The following is a 15232-nucleotide window of genomic DNA, read 5'->3' on the forward strand; positions in this document are numbered from 1 at the left end:
TGGTAAGGGGAGAAGGGGAAGAAGAGGGGGGAAAAGAGCCCCCTTCTGTGGAGAGATCACCCCGGGGTGGGGGAAACAAAGGAGCTCCCCCACCCCCCCCCCCCCCCCCCTCCTTTTTCCTTCCCCCCCCCCCCCCCCCCCCCCCCCCCCCGCCGCACCGGACACCGCAACGCACCGACCAACCGCCACCCCGCCCGCCCGAGCCCTTGGAAACAGCAGCCGCACATCCGACCCGGAAGGTTCTTCGTGGAGTTCTGGCAGTGTTCCCCGTCCGACGTCACGGTCCCTCAGCTGGACCTCGACCCCTACCGGTTTCCCGGCGCCGACACCATCAGGCCCCCGGCCTGTGAGGCCTCGCCGCAGGACCGCCCGGGTGATACGGACCGGAAACTGCCCCTCGGCGGCGAAGAGGGTGGGCGGGCAGACCAGCGGGAGGCGTCCGATCCCCGGCTCCTCTGGCCCCTGAGGCCCGTGGACCGGCGGCGGTTGGACCTGCACGCCGCACTGACCTCCGCAGGGATCGCGCCGCTGCCCGGTGACCTGGAAGCCATCCACACGCTCGCCTCGCTCGACGACACGACCCATGCGGCCCTCGTGCGGTGGATCACCATGACAGCTGCTCTCTGATGGTGGCCCGCGCCGCGTTCACGCCTCCTGGCCGGTGAGCTTCTCGGCCTTCCGCGCCGCCCCATCCGCCCGCGCCCGTGCCTTCGCAGCGGCTCGCCCGGCTTCCCGGTGACGGGCGAGCGCTTCGGTACTGGCCGCGCGTGCCGCCCGTAGGCGCTCCTTCGCCGCACGTACCTCCTCCTCGGCCTCGGCGACGGCAGCGGCCGCGCGGTCCACCAGCTCCTGGCCGGCGGCCTGCGCGGCTTCGAGCCGTTCCGCCTCGGCCAGGGCCCCGGCCAGCTCCGCCCGGGCCGCCTCCGCGCGCTCCCGGTGTGCCTGCGCCGCCCGCTCGTCCGCTCGCGGTTCCGGCGCGGGGGGCGGTACGCGCTCCGCAGTGGGCTCCGTAGGGTCCATAGGCTCCGTAGGCCTCGTGCGCCGGACGGCCTGCGGTGCTCGAGGGGGCGCGGCGCCGGGCTGCGGTTCCAGCCCGGCGAACCCGAGCACCGGGTCCGGGGTCTTCCCCAGCCGGCCCTCCCTCCACTGCGCGGCGACTTCCGCATCGGCGAGGACCGTGTGCAGGATCTGCTCGACTTCGCGCAGCACCGCTTCGCTCACCGGCCGGCCCGCCTCGGCGGCGAGGGCCGACGCCGTGCGCGCGAGCCGGCCGATCACCACGTGCTGATCGTGCGACAGCTTCCGCAGCTGCTCGGGATCCAGCGTTCGGTGCGCGGTACGCAGCGCCTCGCCCAGCTCGACGAGGCGCTGGGCCTCGTCCGGCCTGGCCCGCGCGAGCAGCCCGGCGGTCCACGCCGCGGCCGTCGGCTTGCGCAACCGGGCGATCGCGGTGGCCAGCTGCCGGTCACCTGCCGTGCGCGCCCGGGCGGCGTACGCGTCCCGGGCCGTGGTGAACTCCGACGGGTGCAGCCCGTACAGCTCCACCGTCACCGACTCGACGTCCATGCCCGGAAGTCTCCCGCCCCCGTCGCCGCGCGGCCGGTACCCCGTACCCGACCGCGCGTCGGGCCCGGCCGGAGGGCCGGGCGGGGCGGGGTGATCAGCCCTGGCAGAGGCCGCGGGAGTAGTCGTACGTCGCGGTGGCCTGGGAGTACCGCCACTGCGGGTCGAGCAGGCCGCTCTTCAGCTGTGCGGCCGCGGCCGGGCTCTCGACGACGTACCCGAAGTCCTGCAGCCAGGACGGGTACAGGTTCTTGGATCCGATGTAGAAGGCCGATCCGTCCACCGAGACCAGCTTGTGGTGCTGGGCGTACGGCTTGCCGTCCGCCCAGGTCGGCTGGTCGGACGCGCGGAAGGTCGCCAGCTGGAGGTTCTGGCACAGGGCCGTCCGCGCCCGGCCGCCGTCACCGGTCAGCGCCGTCAGCCGGCCGCGCAGGGCGTCGCTGACCTCCGAGAGCGACTTGATCTGCGAGTAGCCGCCGCTGCCGACAGCGCCGCGGTTCGCCGGGTCGCTCACGACGATGCGGACCTTCACGCCGGAGACGAGCTTGGCGGCGAGGGCGTCGTACAGGCGTACGTCGTAGCGGGGCAGCGGCGGGCAGGTGGCGTGCACGTCCTGCTGGGAGATCTCGATGTGGGAGCTCGCGCTGGAGACGAGGGCGCGCAGGGCGCTCTCCTCCGGATTGACGGTGTCGTAGTCCCGGTCGGCGTTGGTGTAGTCGTGCACCCCAATCCCGCACTTGGTGTCGCCGGCCGTGGGCAGAGCCGGGCGGAAGGACGAGGTGGGGTCGTTCTGGCGGATGCCCACGCCGAGGCCGCCGACGGCGAGCGCGGGCACGTTCCCGCCGCCCTCCGGGGAGGCGGGACGGGGCAGGGAGGGCATGCAGTCCGCGCCCGGCGAGGCGGCGAACCAGACCGAGGTCCAGTTGCTCTTGTTGCGACAGGTCCAGTCCCACAGGGAGTCCAGGTAGCGGCCCCCGGAGGCGGCTGCGGGCCCGGACAGGGCGAGGTCCACGTCGCTCACCGGGTGGGAGGTGTCGAGGTAGTCGTCCTTCCAGCTGTTGATGCCGCCGGTGATCACCGAACTGCCGTCGACCACGACCAGCTTGGAGTGGTTCCAGGAGAACGCGGTCTTCGAGGTGGTCATCGAGGCGACGTTGAGGGTGATGTTGCCGGATGCGGCCGGGCCCAGCTTCGCGAGCAGCTCGTCGCGGTAGGACGACGGGATCACCGTGGAGTGGTAGAGGGGCGCGGCGCCCACCAGGATGCGCACCTTGAGCCGGTTGCCCTTCTGGGCGGATTCCCTGAGGCCCGCGACGATCGCCTCCTGGTAGCCGCCGTTGGGGAAGGGCGCCAGCGTGGATATGTCCACCGTCTGCCGGGCGCCGGCGATGTCCTGGCGCATCTTCTCCAGGAGACGGCGCGATCCGGGCCGGTCGGCGCACGTGGCGTCGCCCCAGCAGCCGGGGGTCTGGAGCAGCCAGTCGGGGCTCCCGGGCGTGGAGGAGCCGAGCCGGTTGTCGGAGGTGCGCTCCCAGAGCGAGCCCTCCAGGCCGGGCGAGACCTGACGCAGGGTCTGCTCGACCGAGTCCAGGTGGGGGGTGGGCGCAGCCGCGGCGTACGCGGGGGCGGTGGTGGCGAGGAAGGAGAAGCCGAGTGCGAGGGCCGAGGTGCGGACGAGGGCCGTCGTACGGACGGTGCGTGCCAATGTGGTTCCTTGACTGGGGGGTGGCTCGGGCCGGAGCGTGGTCGGCCACGCCTCCGACCTTGATCAACTCCCGCAAGTTACCAGCACGTAGCGCTCCGTTCGCCCGGCTCGGGCGAGTTCTGGCCACGCGAAGCGGAACCGCCCGCCGTCGGATGGCGGAGCCGGTGCGAGGGGGTGGGACCGGGGGTCCGACCCGGCCCGGTCCCGTCTTACGACGGAACGGTGACCACCGCATGAGCGAGGTGTAACGATGCCTGCGGGGGCGTGAATCCGCGGCCGGGGCGGGCATCCTGTCGGCACCGATCCCAGCACATCAGCAGCCACGGGGGCTCGTGATGCGTACTCTCCGCCAGACCACCCATGCCCGGACGCTCGGCGCCCTGGGCCTCGCCGCCACCGCACTCCTGGCCGCGGCGGCCTGCGGGCCGAGCGACGACAAGGGCGGCCCGACCGCACCGCCGACGTCCTCCGCCTCCGCCTCCGCCTCCGCCTCCGGGACGCCTTCCGCGTCCCCGTCCGTCGCCGCGTCCGCGTCGGCCGTCCCCTCAGCATCGGAGCCGGGCCGTCCGGGCGAGGCCGAGGGAGACTCCACGGGCATCGACGGCAACTGCCCCGACGACTACACCGAGGTGAGGGTGGAGTGGGCCGTGCCTCCCACCAAGGACGACTCGAAACTCCTGCTGACCGTCACCAACACCGGCACCAAGCCGTGCAGCCTGCGGACCCATCCGGTACTCCGGCTGAAGGACGGTCACGGCCGGCTGGTAGCGGTCTTCGAGAACTCGAAGCCGCAGACGGAGGTGACCCTGGCCCCCGGCAAGGAGGCGTACGCGGGCCTGCTCCTGCGCGAGGGCGGCAAGGACGTCAGCTCCCTCGTGAAGACCATGGCACTCGCGCCGCACGGCCAGAGGCCCGACCACAACACGGGCGAGGGCGTGCTGCTGCAGATGCCGAAGGGCGGCGTGTACGTGGACGACAAAGCCCGTGTGACGTACTGGAACAGCAGCTCGGAGGCGGCCGTGTCGCCCCTCTTCGTCCATTGACGAGTCGATACGAGCCCGTCACGGACCATCATGCGCAGTGACTCGAACCCGCCTCTCTCCTCGCCTGGCTCCGGCAACACGTTTTACGGACCCGGACCCTCGGATAAGAACTCGCCGACTCGCACACAGACGGCGCATGCCCGACGGATGGGCGCGGCAGCGGGAGAAGTGTCGGCGCCGACCAGCACTGTTCACACAAGCGGGGGCGCACTGACAGCACCAGTCTCCGGCCGCCCGTAGCCGCCGGCAAGCGCAGCACGTACGAGTCCGGGAGCCGACCTGGTCCGGGATGACGGGGCACCGCTCAGAAAGGGACGTCCAGCCCGGCTGCCCGCAGCCGGGACAGCGCCTTGCCCATGCACTCGGCGACGGAGGCGCCATCCGCCCGCAATCCCCCGGACAGTGGCCCACCACCGGCGACGAACGTCCATGCTGGGCGGCCTTCCCGTACACGCTCTGCATCAACGCGGACCATGGCTCCCACGCCCTGCTCGCCGAGCCATTCCAGGATCAGCAGCGTCACGTCCTCAATGCCGCTGCCGGGGTCCTGCTTGGGCCACCGCTCCGTCGCCTTCGTCATGGTCCGCAACCCTACTGAGCATCCGTGTCGACACCGCCGGCGAGGAGCCGCGAAACCACCTGGGGGCGCGAGCTCAAGGCGGCCTGGACCGGCCTGATCCTCGTCAGGCGGGAACGCGGTGGCGGACAGACGATGAAGGGGGGAACCCCGGTTCAGCGTGCACGGGTGCGGTCACGCCCAGGGACGGCGCTCGGGGGATTCGCACTCACCCGGCATCGTCCCTGTGTGCCGTTCAACTGTGCGCCGTTCAACCATCGGAGGCGCCGAGATGACCACGCTCTTCTTCGACATCGGGGCGACGCTGGCGGACCCCCTCTTCGAGGCCGACGGATCTTTGAGCCTGCGGCCTCGCCCGCGCGCCGTCCGGGTCCTCGATGCGTTCACCGGGGAACGCACAGGCATCATCTCCGACCCGGGCACCGGACAGGATGCGGTCGCGCGGGCCGCGGCAGCGCTCCACGAGGCGTTTCCCGGGCGGTTCACGGACGACCACCTCATTCACTTCGGCCCCAAGACAAGCCGCGCGATCTTCGACAAGGCGGTCACGAGCAGCGGCGGTCCGGCCGACGACTGCGTCTTCGTGGGGGAGAACCACGACGAGCGCGCGTTCGCGCGCACGGCGGGCATGCGCGTCGCCGCCCACCCCGTGTTCACCCGGGCCGCCATCGAGAACCGCCCCGTCTTCTGGACGAGGGTCGAGCTTCCGGACGGCCGGAGTCTGGCCGCACTGGCGGCCGTGGCGGACAGCGCCGAGGTCGTTCCCGTGCATGTCGCCTCCCCTCGGCTCGTGCTCTCCATGGCGAGCGCACTCGGCGTGGACGCGCTCCAGCAGGGCGGGTTCACGACCGACGTACGGGGGCAGGTCGAGGACACGGCCGCCTTCCTGGTCCGGGACGATCGCTCGGTCCCGTTCCCCGACGCCTTCGCGGGCGCCTCGGAGGAGTCCAGGACCGTGAACGAAGGGGCGATGCGCGCCGCGGCCGTGTTCTGCTTCGCCTCCGGCGAGCTGACGGGGTACCCACGGCCGATCGCGTCGCTCGGGCCCGCGCCCGGCGGTGTGTACGTCGCGGCGCCCGCCGGCGTCCCGATCGAGGACGTGCATCCGCAGGGAGCCAAGCCGGGGCACACGGAGATCCTGCTCCCGGACCCGGCCCTCCTGTCGCGCCCCGGCCGGGCCGGCCGCTGAAGGTCCGTAGCCGTGACGCGGCGAGTGCCGACAACGGGCTCGTCGTGGACGCGCTGGTCCAGCACTTCCAGGAAGTCGGGCTCGTGGTCCGACGGCACGCGTTCAAGTGGCGGGGCCACCAGTTGTTCAACGTGGAATCGGAACATCACGTCGAGGGGGCCGACTCCGCCTTCCTCATCACGGGGCATCTGGACTCGACGGCCAAAGGCGGCCGGTTCGTCGATGCGAACGGCGACCCCCGCCCCTACGACCCCGCGGTGGACCCGGCCCCCGGCGCGGACGACGACGGGAGCGGCACCGCGGCGGTCATGGCCGCGGCGCAATGCCTGCACGCGCTCGTCGCGGACGGCAGGGAGCCGACGCGGCACGTGCGCTTCGTCCTGTTCAACGCCGAGGAGCAGGCACTGTTCGGCAGCAAGCGCTACACGCTCGCCGCCGCGGCGGCGGGCGACCGCATCGCGGGCGTCTTCCAGATGGACATGATCGCCGGTTTGCAGGACGGCAGCGCCCCCACGGTGGAGATCCATGCCGGCTCCTCGGTGCCCGGGCCGGTCGTGGCCGCTTCCGACGCACTGGGTGGCCTGGTCGTGCGTACCATCCCGGCCCTCGCCTCCGGCTTCTCGGTTCAACAGCTCACGGGGCCCGGGGACCCGGCCATCGGCCGGAGCGACCACGCGAGCTTCCACGAGCGGGGATGGGCGGCCATAGCCGTCTCCGAGGACCTCTTCGGCCCGCACGACGGACCGGGAACCGGCACCCGCCAGTACCACACCCCCGGCGACACCCTCCTCGACGAGGACCACGACGCGCAGTACGCCGCCGCGATCGCCCGCTCGGTCACCGCGACCGCCCTGACCTTCGCGGGTCTCTAGCCGGAACCCGACTTTCCAAAAACATTTCTGCAAAAATACTTTTGGAGATGCTCTGGAGCCTTCTAACCTCCCGTCATGGTCAGCGATGAGCACAAACGCGTACTCGATCCCGAGCAGGACACGGCAGCCCTGAAGGCCCTCACCCACCCGCTGCGCATCCGGCTGCTCGGACTGCTGCGACAGGACGGCCCGGCCACCGCGAGCGAACTCGCGGTCAGGACCGGGGAGTCATCGGCTTCCACCAGTTATCACCTGCGGGTTCTGGCGAAGTACGCCTTCGTCGCAGAAGCCGAGCACCGTGACGGCCGGGAGCGCCGCTGGCAGGCCGTGCACGCCGCGACCGCCTGGAGCAACAAGGCGATGGGGGCGACACCGGGCAGCCGCGCATACGTCAGCTTGTCGCGCAGGGCCCAGATCCAGCACCTGGAGGCCTCTCTCGTCCGGCACGAGGCCGACATCGCCGACGGACGGCTGGGCCAGGAGTGGGTGGAGCCGTCCGGGATCGGCGACCTGATGCCTCGCCTGACGCCCGAGTCACTCACCGAACTCTGGCAGGTACTTGACCGTAAGCTGGAGGAACTGACGGCCCGTGACGCGGCAGATCCGCGCGCCGTCCAGGTCGTGCTCCTCACCGCCGGGCTCCCCCTGGCTCAGCGGGACCCGGGTGCAGAGCCGGACGCCCCGACCCCTGCGGGGACAGAGGCCGAGGATGCGTCATGACCCCGCCGCAGGACATACGTACCGTGCGCCGCCGCTACGTCACGGTCTGCCTGCTGTTCTGGCTCCCGCTGGGGCTGACCGTCGCTCCCCTGATCCTGCTGTTAACCGAGCGCGGCATGACCATGTCGGCCATCGCCGGCTTCTTCGCCGCACACTCCCTCACCGCCGGCGCATTGGAACTGCCCACCGGAGGGCTGTCCGACGTCCTGGGACGCCGCGTCGTCCTTGCGGCCGCCGGCCTGCTGAACCTCGCCGCCTTGGCCCTTGAGGGCCTGGGCACCGCGCCTTGGACGCTCGGCCTGGGCATGGTCCTGATGGGAGCGGGCCGTGCGCTGTCCAGCGGACCGGCCGAGGCCTGGTACGTCGACACGGTCCACGCGCACTGCGGCCCCGGCGCCGAACTGCGCACCGGCCTGGCCCGCGGCGCCTCCGCGACATCCGCCGCACTGGCGACCGGCACCCTGCTCGGCGGCGCCCTTCCCTGGCTGCTCGCACGGGCCCCCGGCTTCGGCTCCCGGCTGAGCGAAGCGACCTCCGGCCTGGTAGTGCCCCTTTCGACCCCGCTGCTCCTCGGTGCAGCGGTCGAGATCGCCTTCGTGCTGTACGTCCTGACCGCACTGCGGGAGGTGCCCCGGCCGCGGGTCACCCCACGCGAGGCGCTGCGAGGCATCCCTACGGCCGTCATGGACGGGCTACGCCTGGGCGGCCAGGACGCACTCGTCCGCCGGATCCTCCTCAGCGCGGGGGCTGCCGGCAGCGCCTGCGCCGCGATCGAGCTGCTCACGCCGGGCCGGGCCGCGGCACTCACCGGTGCATCGGAATCAGGCGCGGTGCTCTTCGCCGCCCTCGCCTGTGCCGGTTTCATCTGCTCCGGCATCGGCAGCCACCTCGCACCGCTGACCGCCCGGCTCGCGGGCAGCAGCGAGCGCGCGGTCATGGTGAGCCTCGGCACGAGCGCGAGCGGCCTGCTTGTGCTCGGCGCCACGACGGTGTCCACGGGCGCGGGCGCCATGGTCACGGCCGTCATCGGCTACGGCCTGGTCTACCTCGGGCTCGGCGCGGCGGGGCCGAGCGAGAACCACCTCCTGCACGGTCGAGTCGACCTTTCGGGCCGGGCCACCGCACTGTCCGTCCAGTCCCTCGCCCTCCAACTCACGGGAGCTCTCACCGGCTTGATCATCGGCGTCCTGCCGCCGTCCCCCCTGCCCTGGCTGGGGGCAGGCGCCGTGCTTCTCGCCGGTGCCCTCCTGTGGATGCCCCGTCCCGCGCGGGGCGGGATTGGCCCTCTGGAGGCTGGGCAGGCGCTCACCGACAGCCCTCGTACGCGGGTGCCTGGTCCCTGATGCGGCAGACCGGCTGTGCGCCGGGCGCTGCGGGGCGTGTCCGGACGTGAGCGGGGCGCGCGAAGCGGGCGGGCGCCGGGGGACGAACCACCGCGGGGCATCGAGCCGTGAGGGACCCCGGACGAAGCTGCGAAGGCTGGACCGGCAGAAAGGCGACACGTAGAGGCAGGAAGGCAGGTGAAGGGGATGGAACACGCTGTCCACGACGGCCACCCGAAGGGCCGGGACGAATCGGTGGCCGTGCTCGTGTCGAAGGCATCCCAGCAGGTGTCGCAGCTGGTACGGGACGAGTTGCGTCTCGCACAGGCGGAAATGACGGACAAGGGCAAACGCTTCGGTCTCGGCGGGGGCATGCTCGGCGGCGCGGCCGTGGTGACGCTCCTGGCCCTGCAGGCGTTGGTGGCCGCGGCGATCGCGGCCCTCGCTCTGGTCGTGCCCCTCTGGGGCGCCGCGCTGATCGCGGCCGGGGGCCTGCTGGTGATCGCCGCCGCACTGGGCGGCCTCGGCAAGAAGAAGGTCGGCCAGGCCGGTCCGCCGATACCCGGGCAGGCCATCGAGAGCGTGCGGGCCGACATCGCCGAGATCAAGGAAAGGGTGCACCGATGAGCAGGACGCACTCGCCGGCAGGACCGCAGCGGGACACCGCGCAACTGCGTGCGACCGTCGAGGATTCGCGGGCTGAACTGGGCCGGACCCTTCAGGCGCTCGCCGCCAAGACGGACCTCAAGGGCCAGATGCGCGAGAAGGCCGTCGCGGCCACGTACCAGGCACGCGAGCAGGCAGCCGTCGCGACGCACCGCGTGGGCCGGACGGCGTCCCGGACGTTCCGGCGTGAGGGGTGGCTGGTCGCCGTGACCGCGGGGTGCATCGTCTGGCTGGTGGCGCGGCAGGCCAGGGGGACCAGGGGACGGAGGTCCCGGTGAAGGCATCGAAGATCGCGTACAAGCCCATGGGCCTGGCTCTCGGCGCCACCGGCGGCGCCCTGGCCGGCGCCGTGTTCAAGCAGATCTGGCAGCGGCTCGGTCACGAGCAGGACGCGCCGAACGCCACCGACCAGGACCGGTCCTGGCGGGAGATCCTCATCGCCGCTGCCTTGCAGGGAGCCGTGTTCGCCGCCATCAAGGCCTTGATCGACCGCAGCGGCGCGGTGGCCGTCAAGCGGCTCACGGGCACTTGGCCCGCCTGAGAGACGGAGCACGCTCGGCCGGCCGGGTCCCGGTGGGCTCGGACCGGCCGGAGGGCTCTGACCGGCCGGAGGGCTCTGACCGGCCGGCGGTCATGCGGAGCGGATCAGCAGGTCGACCTCCTTCTCCTGGTCTCCCGCCACCGTCCCGCGTTCCTCGACCGCGAAGGCGTCCTTGAGTGCGGCCACGACCCGGTCGACGGCGCGCGGGCCGCCTTGCAGACCGACGAGGACGGTTCCGTCCAGGGGGACGCTCTCGATGCTCTCCACGGAGGCCGTCTGCGCCGGCCCGGACGCCGTTTCCGCCGCGTTCACCGTCGTGCACCACACGGTGGCCTTCCCGTGCGGCCCCGGTTCGACCGCCACGCCCTCGGCAGCGGACACCGGAAAGGCCCGCTCCAGTACGTCCAGGAGCACCCGGGCGGCCTCCTCCGAGCAGTGGGCGGCCGTCACCACCACGTCCGCCGAAGACGACCGCTCCGGTGCGCCGGCGTCACCGGCCTCACCAGCCGTCTCTTCCGTTCCGCTGGGGCTTCCGGGCATCACGGATCTCCTTCTCGGGGTACGTCCGCTGGTGTACGTCCGCTGGGTGCGTACGCAGGGTTCACCGTCATGCTGCGAGGCCGTGCGGGTTCCCGCACCCCGGGTCCGCCACATGGCACCATCGATCGCCCACCACCCGCCACCCGTCAGGCGGCCAGCGGCGCGGTGGCCATCCCCGCGCCCTCGCGCAGGCCCGTCAGGAACTCCTCCACCGCTTCGACCGCCGTGTGCCGGGGCTGCCACGCGAGCTCGGCACGGGCGCGCGCGGCGTCCATCAGGGGAAGGCGCAGCACGGCGTCGAACAGGTCGGGAGAGGCGGGGACCAGGTGGAGCCGCCAGGCGGCGGCCAGCGCCGCCCGCACGGGGGCGGTGGGGAAGGTGAACCGGCGGGCGTGCAGGACGCCCGCGAGGACTTCCGCGTCGAGGGGCGGGTCCGCGGCCAGGTTGAAGGGGCCCTGCACGTTGCGGGTGGCGGCGGCCAGGTAGGCGGATGCCGCATCGTCCGTATGGAGGGCCTGGAAGGACAGGCCGGTCAGGTCGGGGACCGCCGGGATCATCCCGGGGCGCAGCAGCCAACTGGGCAGGAGCCGGCCCGCGAAGATCCTCCGCTGTTCCGACGCGGAGGTGCGCTTGAACAGGAAGGCCGGCCGCATGCGGACCACCCGCACCTCGGGGTGGGACCGCTCGAAGGCGTCGAGGACGCGTTCCAAGTAGGCCTTCTCCCGGGTGTACGCGGCCTGGGGCCACCCGTGGGTGGGCCAGGACTCGTCGACCGCACGGTCCTTGGGCCCGGGCGAGTACGCGCCGACGGAGGAGGCGTGGATCAGAGCCGGCACCCCCGCCGTGGCCACCGCCTCGAAGACGCGCACGCTGCCGAGGACGTTGGTCTGCCACGTCTGGGCCGGGTGGTGGGTCGGCTGGAACATCCACGCCAGGTGGATGACCGCGTCGGCTCCGGCGAGCAGGGGCACCAGGTCCGGAGCGTCCCGCCCGATGTCGACGGCCGCCCAGGACGTCTTCGCCGGATGCCACTGCGGGATCCGTCGGGCCAGGCCGAGGACGGAGCCGACGGCCGGACTGTCGGCGCACGCCTGCACCACGCTGGTTCCGACGTTTCCGGTGGCGCCGACGACCACGATCCGCAGACCGTCGTGGCCGTCGTGGCCGTCGTGGCCGGGCTGCGCGGATCCGGAGCGGTTCATGGCTGGTCCTTTCGCTTCGGGTGCGTCGCATGGCAACGGCCCGGGCCCGTCCCGGACGGAACCGGGGTCCGAAGATCCGCCGCTCACGCCTCGTCCTGTGCGTCCCGGCCCGCCGCGTCGTCCTCGGGAACTCCGGCTTCGTCTTCGAAGGGCGGGGGCTCTTCCATCGTGTGGACGGCGGCCTCCTCCGCCGATGCCGCGCCTCCGTCGATCCCGACGTCGCGGGCCAGTACGGAGATGTGGCGCTGCGGAGCCGGATCCGCGACGGGGGCCAGGCGGCCGGCCCGGTCCGCCCCCGCCAGCAGGGGGTCGCCGGCCTCGTCGGAAGCCTCGTCGTCCTGCGCGGACACGTCGGGTACCTCCCGCGCGAGCCGCTCGTCCAACGTCTCGCCCGTGCGCTGTTCGTCGGCCGTCGTGCCTTTCTCATCGACTGCCAGGGGACGGTCGGGCGGGACGTACGCGGTGTCGAGCTGGTCGTCGAGTCCCGGCTCGTCCAGGGTGTTCTCCAGGTCGGGCTGGGCCTCGGCGGGCTCGTCCGCTTCCTGCGGCTGGTAGACGTCGTCGCCGTAGGATTCGTCGGCGCTGCTCATCAGGTGCTCCGATCGGTCGGGGTCAGCGGGCCGCTCGCTCGCCGGCGCGGAGTCGCTTACGGGACTCTCGTACGGGCCCGTCCGCGGGCGGCCACGGCGTACCTCCTCGTACGGGAAAGCGCCTGCCCCTCGCAGGACCTCTCAATCCCGTCGGGGGCCTGTGCCCGGGGACGGGCCGGGCGCATACTGGGCCCATGGCACGGGGGACGACGGCCGTCCAGCGGATCAGGCGGCAAGCGGGCGAGGCGATCTTCCTGCGCGTGGCGGGGCCCGAGGGGCCCCGCAACCGCGAGCGGATCCACTGTGCTCCCGGAGCGCGCTGGTTCGCTCCGGGACGGCCGGTGCGGCAGGTCCACGGGGACGCGTCGATGTTCGTCGGCGGCCTGGCCGCACTGCTCCTGCAGTCGCTGCACCCCGTCGCCATGGCCGCCGTGGCGGCGCATTCCGGATACCGCGGCGACCCGTGGGGGCGCCTGCAGCGGACCAGCACCTTCCTGGCGGTCACGACCTTCGGCACGAGCAGCGACGCCGAGAGGGCTGTGGCCCGCGTCCGGGAGGTGCACGCTCGTGTGCGGGGCCGGACGGCCGAGGGCGTACCGTACCGGGCCGATGACCCCGAGCTGCTGACGTGGGTGCACGTCGCCGAGGCGTACTGCTTCCTGCGGGCCCACCAGCGGTACGGCAGGCAGCCGTTGGACTCGGCGGGCCGCGACGCGTACCTCGCCGACACGGCGCGGGTGGCCCGGGCCCTGGGTGCGGACCGGCCGCCGGAGAACGAGCACGAACTGGAGCTGCGGCTCGCCGAGTACCGGCCCTCCCTGCGGCCGACGGCGGCTTCCCGTGACACCGCCCGCTTCCTGCTGACCGACCCTCCGCTCCCGGGGGCCGCCCGGCTGCCGTACACGCTGCTGGCGGTGGCAGCGGTGGAGCTGCTGCCGCCATGGGCGAGGTCGGCCGTGGTCACCGGCTCAGCCGGGGCGGCTGCGGCCGCGCGCATACCACCGCCGGTCGCCCACGCCGGTGGCCATGCCGTGACCAGGGCGATCCGCTGGGCCCTGCCTCCGGCTCCCCGGCCGGCGCACCCCGCCGAGTGACGCACCGGCGTTCGACTGAGCTGCCCTTGTCGGTTCGACTGAGCTGCCCCTGTCGGTTCGACTTAACTGCCCTTGTCGAAGGTGCCGAGGCCGTTGGCGTCCAGGTACTCCACCCGCATCCTGCCGTCGGTGAAGGTCACCCCGGTGCGGCCGACGGCGTTCTCGCCGATGGTCTCGAAGCTGAAGGTGTCCCCGTCGTAGTGGGTGAGGGGGAAGGCCATCGGCTTCGGTCCCAGGTGCAGCACCAGCCCGCCGCCCGGGCCGGCCTCGACACTGGCCCGGCCGTAGAACGGGTTGGTGTACGTACCGGTGTACGCGCTGTCCTCGCGGGCCGGCTTCGGGTCCGCGGGCGGCTTGGTGAAGTCCGTCTTCGAGCGGCCTTCACCTAGCTGCTGCTTGTAGACCTCGCCCACCACGGGCAGCCAGTCCCGGCTGGGCTTGCCGTACTCGGCGGTGTCGAAGAAGTTGAGGGCGACGGTGTCGGGGAGACCCGTGGGGGCGCCGTTGGTGAGCACGACGATGGCGAGCTTCTCCGCGGGGACCACCATGACGCTGGTGTTGGTGCCCAGTGCGAAGGCGCCGGCGTGGCTCAGCCGCAGGCGGCCGTGGTCGTCGTAGCGCACGTTCCAGCCCAGGCCGTAGTAGCCGGCCTGGGTGTTCGGTTCGCCGGGCGGCTGGCTGATGATGTGCGGGAGGTGGGTCTGGGCCAGGCCGGCGCTGTTGATGACCTGCTTGCCGTCGATCTTTCCGCCGCCCAGCTGGAGGCGTAGCCAGCGGGCCATGTCCCGGGCGTTGGAGCTGACGCCGCCGGCCGCGGTCTGCGCGTCGGCGTCGCGGACGTAGCGCGGCTTCCAGGTGCCGTCGTCGGTCTTGACGTGGGTCAGGGCGCGGTCGGCCGCCTTCTCGTAGTCGCTGAAGCGGGAGCTGGTGTGCGTCATCCCGGCGGGCTTGTACAGCAGGTCCTCGGAGAGCTTGTCCCAGGGCACGCCCTTGGCCTTGGCGACGGCCTCGGCGGCCGCGGTGAAGCCGAAGTTCGTGTACGCGTAACTGGTGCGGAACGCGCCGAGCGGCTCGTCGCGCAGGTGGGACAGGATGTACGCCTGGTCGTAGCCGAGGTCCTCAAGGAGGTCGCCCGAGTGGTCCGGCAGGCCCGAGCGGTGGGAGAGCAGGTCGGCCGCGGTGACGTGCGAGCTGATCCAGGGGTCCTTGAGGGTGACGCCCTTGAGCGGGGCGTCGAAGCCGTCGGCGCCGAGGGCCTGGGCCAGCACGGTGGAGGCGACCGGTTTGGAGACCGAGGCGAGCTGGAAGACGGTGTCCGGGCCGACCTTCTCTCCCGGAGCGGCGGTGCTGCGGACACCGAAGCCCTTGAGGTAGACGACCTTGTCGTCGTGGACCACGGCCACGGAGACGCCGGGGACCCCGGTGCGCCGCATGCCGTCCCGCACCTGCGCGTCCAGGGTGTCCAGGGCCTTCGCCACGTCCAAGCCCCCGGGGCTCGGCGACGGTGCGGCGGCGACGGTCCCGGCCGCCAAGGCGAGCCCGGCGACCACGGTCAGCCCCCTGCGCTTGCTGTTGCGTCGCATGTGTCCATTGAACGCCGCCCCCGCT

The 15232-nt window shown here is 72.6% G+C and carries 17 protein-coding genes; 10 read left to right on the forward strand and 7 right to left on the reverse strand.

What is annotated here, in order from left to right:
- Window positions 1-246: 246 nt before the first annotated feature.
- Window positions 247-627 (forward strand): hypothetical protein, encoded by a 381-nt coding sequence (locus AC07DU_RS25160; RefSeq protein WP_479113717.1) that lies wholly within the window; start codon window positions 247-249, stop codon window positions 625-627.
- Window positions 628-645: 18 nt separating this feature from the next.
- Here AC07DU_RS25160 and AC07DU_RS25165 read toward each other — a convergent pair whose 3' ends face one another.
- Together AC07DU_RS25165 and AC07DU_RS25170 are read right to left on the reverse strand one after the other, a co-directional pair.
- Window positions 646-1566 (reverse strand): hypothetical protein, encoded by a 921-nt coding sequence (locus AC07DU_RS25165; protein ID WP_479113719.1) that lies wholly within the window; start codon window positions 1564-1566, stop codon window positions 646-648.
- A gap of 94 nt (window positions 1567-1660) precedes the next feature.
- Complete coding sequence (locus tag AC07DU_RS25170; RefSeq protein ID WP_479113721.1) at window positions 1661-3268, reverse strand: phospholipase D-like domain-containing protein; 1608 nt, start codon at window positions 3266-3268, stop codon at window positions 1661-1663.
- A gap of 335 nt (window positions 3269-3603) precedes the next feature.
- Here AC07DU_RS25170 and AC07DU_RS25175 point away from each other — a divergent pair, with 335 nt between their 5' ends.
- Window positions 3604-4311: a DUF4232 domain-containing protein gene (locus tag AC07DU_RS25175; protein ID WP_479113723.1), complete on the forward strand. Its 708-nt coding sequence runs from the start codon at window positions 3604-3606 to the stop codon at window positions 4309-4311.
- 304 nt (window positions 4312-4615) lie between these two features.
- Here the strand turns inward: AC07DU_RS25175 and AC07DU_RS25180 are convergent, their stop codons facing one another.
- The gene (locus AC07DU_RS25180) at window positions 4616-4891 is read right to left on the reverse strand and encodes a hypothetical protein (RefSeq protein ID WP_453370582.1); all 276 of its coding nucleotides are present in this window, start codon (window positions 4889-4891) and stop codon (window positions 4616-4618) included.
- A gap of 268 nt (window positions 4892-5159) precedes the next feature.
- On the opposite strand from AC07DU_RS25180, the gene AC07DU_RS25185 reads away from it, so the two are divergent.
- The 7 genes from AC07DU_RS25185 to AC07DU_RS25215 all read left to right on the forward strand — a co-directional run bounded on the left by AC07DU_RS25185 (window position 5160) and on the right by AC07DU_RS25215 (window position 10198).
- Window positions 5160-6077, forward strand: coding sequence for an HAD family hydrolase (locus AC07DU_RS25185; protein WP_479113725.1), 918 nt, complete (start codon window positions 5160-5162; stop codon window positions 6075-6077).
- Window positions 6078-6121: 44 nt separating this feature from the next.
- Window positions 6122-6949 (forward strand): M28 family metallopeptidase, encoded by an 828-nt coding sequence (locus AC07DU_RS25190; RefSeq protein ID WP_479113727.1) that lies wholly within the window; start codon window positions 6122-6124, stop codon window positions 6947-6949.
- 75 nt (window positions 6950-7024) lie between these two features.
- Window positions 7025-7669: a helix-turn-helix domain-containing protein gene (locus tag AC07DU_RS25195; RefSeq protein ID WP_479113729.1), complete on the forward strand. Its 645-nt coding sequence runs from the start codon at window positions 7025-7027 to the stop codon at window positions 7667-7669.
- On the forward strand, window positions 7666-9012 hold the full coding sequence (locus AC07DU_RS25200; protein WP_479113731.1) for an MFS transporter: 1347 nt from the start codon (window positions 7666-7668) through the stop codon (window positions 9010-9012). Before AC07DU_RS25195 ends, AC07DU_RS25200 begins: the two co-directional genes overlap by 4 nt.
- Window positions 9013-9198: 186 nt before the next feature.
- Window positions 9199-9618 (forward strand): phage holin family protein, encoded by a 420-nt coding sequence (locus tag AC07DU_RS25205; RefSeq protein WP_453286624.1) that lies wholly within the window; start codon window positions 9199-9201, stop codon window positions 9616-9618.
- On the forward strand, window positions 9615-9935 hold the full coding sequence (locus AC07DU_RS25210) for a DUF3618 domain-containing protein (protein WP_479029640.1): 321 nt from the start codon (window positions 9615-9617) through the stop codon (window positions 9933-9935). Before AC07DU_RS25205 ends, AC07DU_RS25210 begins: the two co-directional genes overlap by 4 nt.
- Window positions 9932-10198 (forward strand): DUF4235 domain-containing protein, encoded by a 267-nt coding sequence (locus tag AC07DU_RS25215; RefSeq protein WP_479029642.1) that lies wholly within the window; start codon window positions 9932-9934, stop codon window positions 10196-10198. Before AC07DU_RS25210 ends, AC07DU_RS25215 begins: the two co-directional genes overlap by 4 nt.
- A 90-nt stretch (window positions 10199-10288) precedes the next feature.
- Here AC07DU_RS25215 and AC07DU_RS25220 read toward each other — a convergent pair whose 3' ends face one another.
- The 3 genes from AC07DU_RS25220 to AC07DU_RS25230 all read right to left on the reverse strand — a co-directional run bounded on the left by AC07DU_RS25220 (window position 10289) and on the right by AC07DU_RS25230 (window position 12530).
- Window positions 10289-10738: a hypothetical protein gene (locus AC07DU_RS25220; RefSeq protein WP_479113733.1), complete on the reverse strand. Its 450-nt coding sequence runs from the start codon at window positions 10736-10738 to the stop codon at window positions 10289-10291.
- Window positions 10739-10884: 146 nt separating this feature from the next.
- Window positions 10885-11940, reverse strand: coding sequence for an NAD-dependent epimerase/dehydratase family protein (locus AC07DU_RS25225; protein ID WP_479029646.1), 1056 nt, complete (start codon window positions 11938-11940; stop codon window positions 10885-10887).
- 83 nt (window positions 11941-12023) lie between these two features.
- Window positions 12024-12530 carry a DUF5709 domain-containing protein gene (locus tag AC07DU_RS25230; RefSeq protein ID WP_479029648.1) on the reverse strand — a complete coding sequence of 169 codons (507 nt, stop codon included), beginning with the start codon at window positions 12528-12530 and terminating at the stop codon, window positions 12024-12026.
- Window positions 12531-12724: 194 nt separating this feature from the next.
- Here AC07DU_RS25230 and AC07DU_RS25235 point away from each other — a divergent pair, with 194 nt between their 5' ends.
- Window positions 12725-13624, forward strand: coding sequence for an oxygenase MpaB family protein (locus AC07DU_RS25235; RefSeq protein WP_479029649.1), 900 nt, complete (start codon window positions 12725-12727; stop codon window positions 13622-13624).
- Window positions 13625-13686: 62 nt separating this feature from the next.
- Here AC07DU_RS25235 and AC07DU_RS25240 read toward each other — a convergent pair whose 3' ends face one another.
- On the reverse strand, window positions 13687-15207 hold the full coding sequence (locus AC07DU_RS25240) for a serine hydrolase (protein WP_479113735.1): 1521 nt from the start codon (window positions 15205-15207) through the stop codon (window positions 13687-13689).
- Window positions 15208-15232: the final 25 nt, after the last annotated feature.

The sequence above is a fragment of the Streptomyces sp. NPDC045695 genome (assembly GCF_056432025.1).

Bases quoted from the DNA above. Each gene is read 5' to 3' on its own strand.
- AC07DU_RS25165 (WP_479113719.1), bottom strand. From the start codon at position 1,566: ATGGACGTCGAGTCGGTGACGGTGGAGCTGTACGGGCTGCACCCGTCG.
- AC07DU_RS25175 (WP_479113723.1), top strand. From the start codon at position 3,604: ATGCGTACTCTCCGCCAGACCACCCATGCCCGGACGCTCGGCGCCCTG.
- AC07DU_RS25180 (WP_453370582.1), bottom strand. From the start codon at position 4,891: ATGACGAAGGCGACGGAGCGGTGGCCCAAGCAGGACCCCGGCAGCGGC.
- AC07DU_RS25185 (WP_479113725.1), top strand. From the start codon at position 5,160: ATGACCACGCTCTTCTTCGACATCGGGGCGACGCTGGCGGACCCCCTC.
- AC07DU_RS25195 (WP_479113729.1), top strand. From the start codon at position 7,025: ATGGTCAGCGATGAGCACAAACGCGTACTCGATCCCGAGCAGGACACG.
- AC07DU_RS25200 (WP_479113731.1), top strand. From the start codon at position 7,666: ATGACCCCGCCGCAGGACATACGTACCGTGCGCCGCCGCTACGTCACG.
- AC07DU_RS25205 (WP_453286624.1), top strand. From the start codon at position 9,199: ATGGAACACGCTGTCCACGACGGCCACCCGAAGGGCCGGGACGAATCG.
- AC07DU_RS25210 (WP_479029640.1), top strand. From the start codon at position 9,615: ATGAGCAGGACGCACTCGCCGGCAGGACCGCAGCGGGACACCGCGCAA.
- AC07DU_RS25220 (WP_479113733.1), bottom strand. From the start codon at position 10,738: ATGCCCGGAAGCCCCAGCGGAACGGAAGAGACGGCTGGTGAGGCCGGT.
- AC07DU_RS25225 (WP_479029646.1), bottom strand. From the start codon at position 11,940: ATGAACCGCTCCGGATCCGCGCAGCCCGGCCACGACGGCCACGACGGC.
- AC07DU_RS25230 (WP_479029648.1), bottom strand. From the start codon at position 12,530: ATGAGCAGCGCCGACGAATCCTACGGCGACGACGTCTACCAGCCGCAG.
- AC07DU_RS25235 (WP_479029649.1), top strand. From the start codon at position 12,725: ATGGCACGGGGGACGACGGCCGTCCAGCGGATCAGGCGGCAAGCGGGC.
- AC07DU_RS25240 (WP_479113735.1), bottom strand. From the start codon at position 15,207: ATGCGACGCAACAGCAAGCGCAGGGGGCTGACCGTGGTCGCCGGGCTC.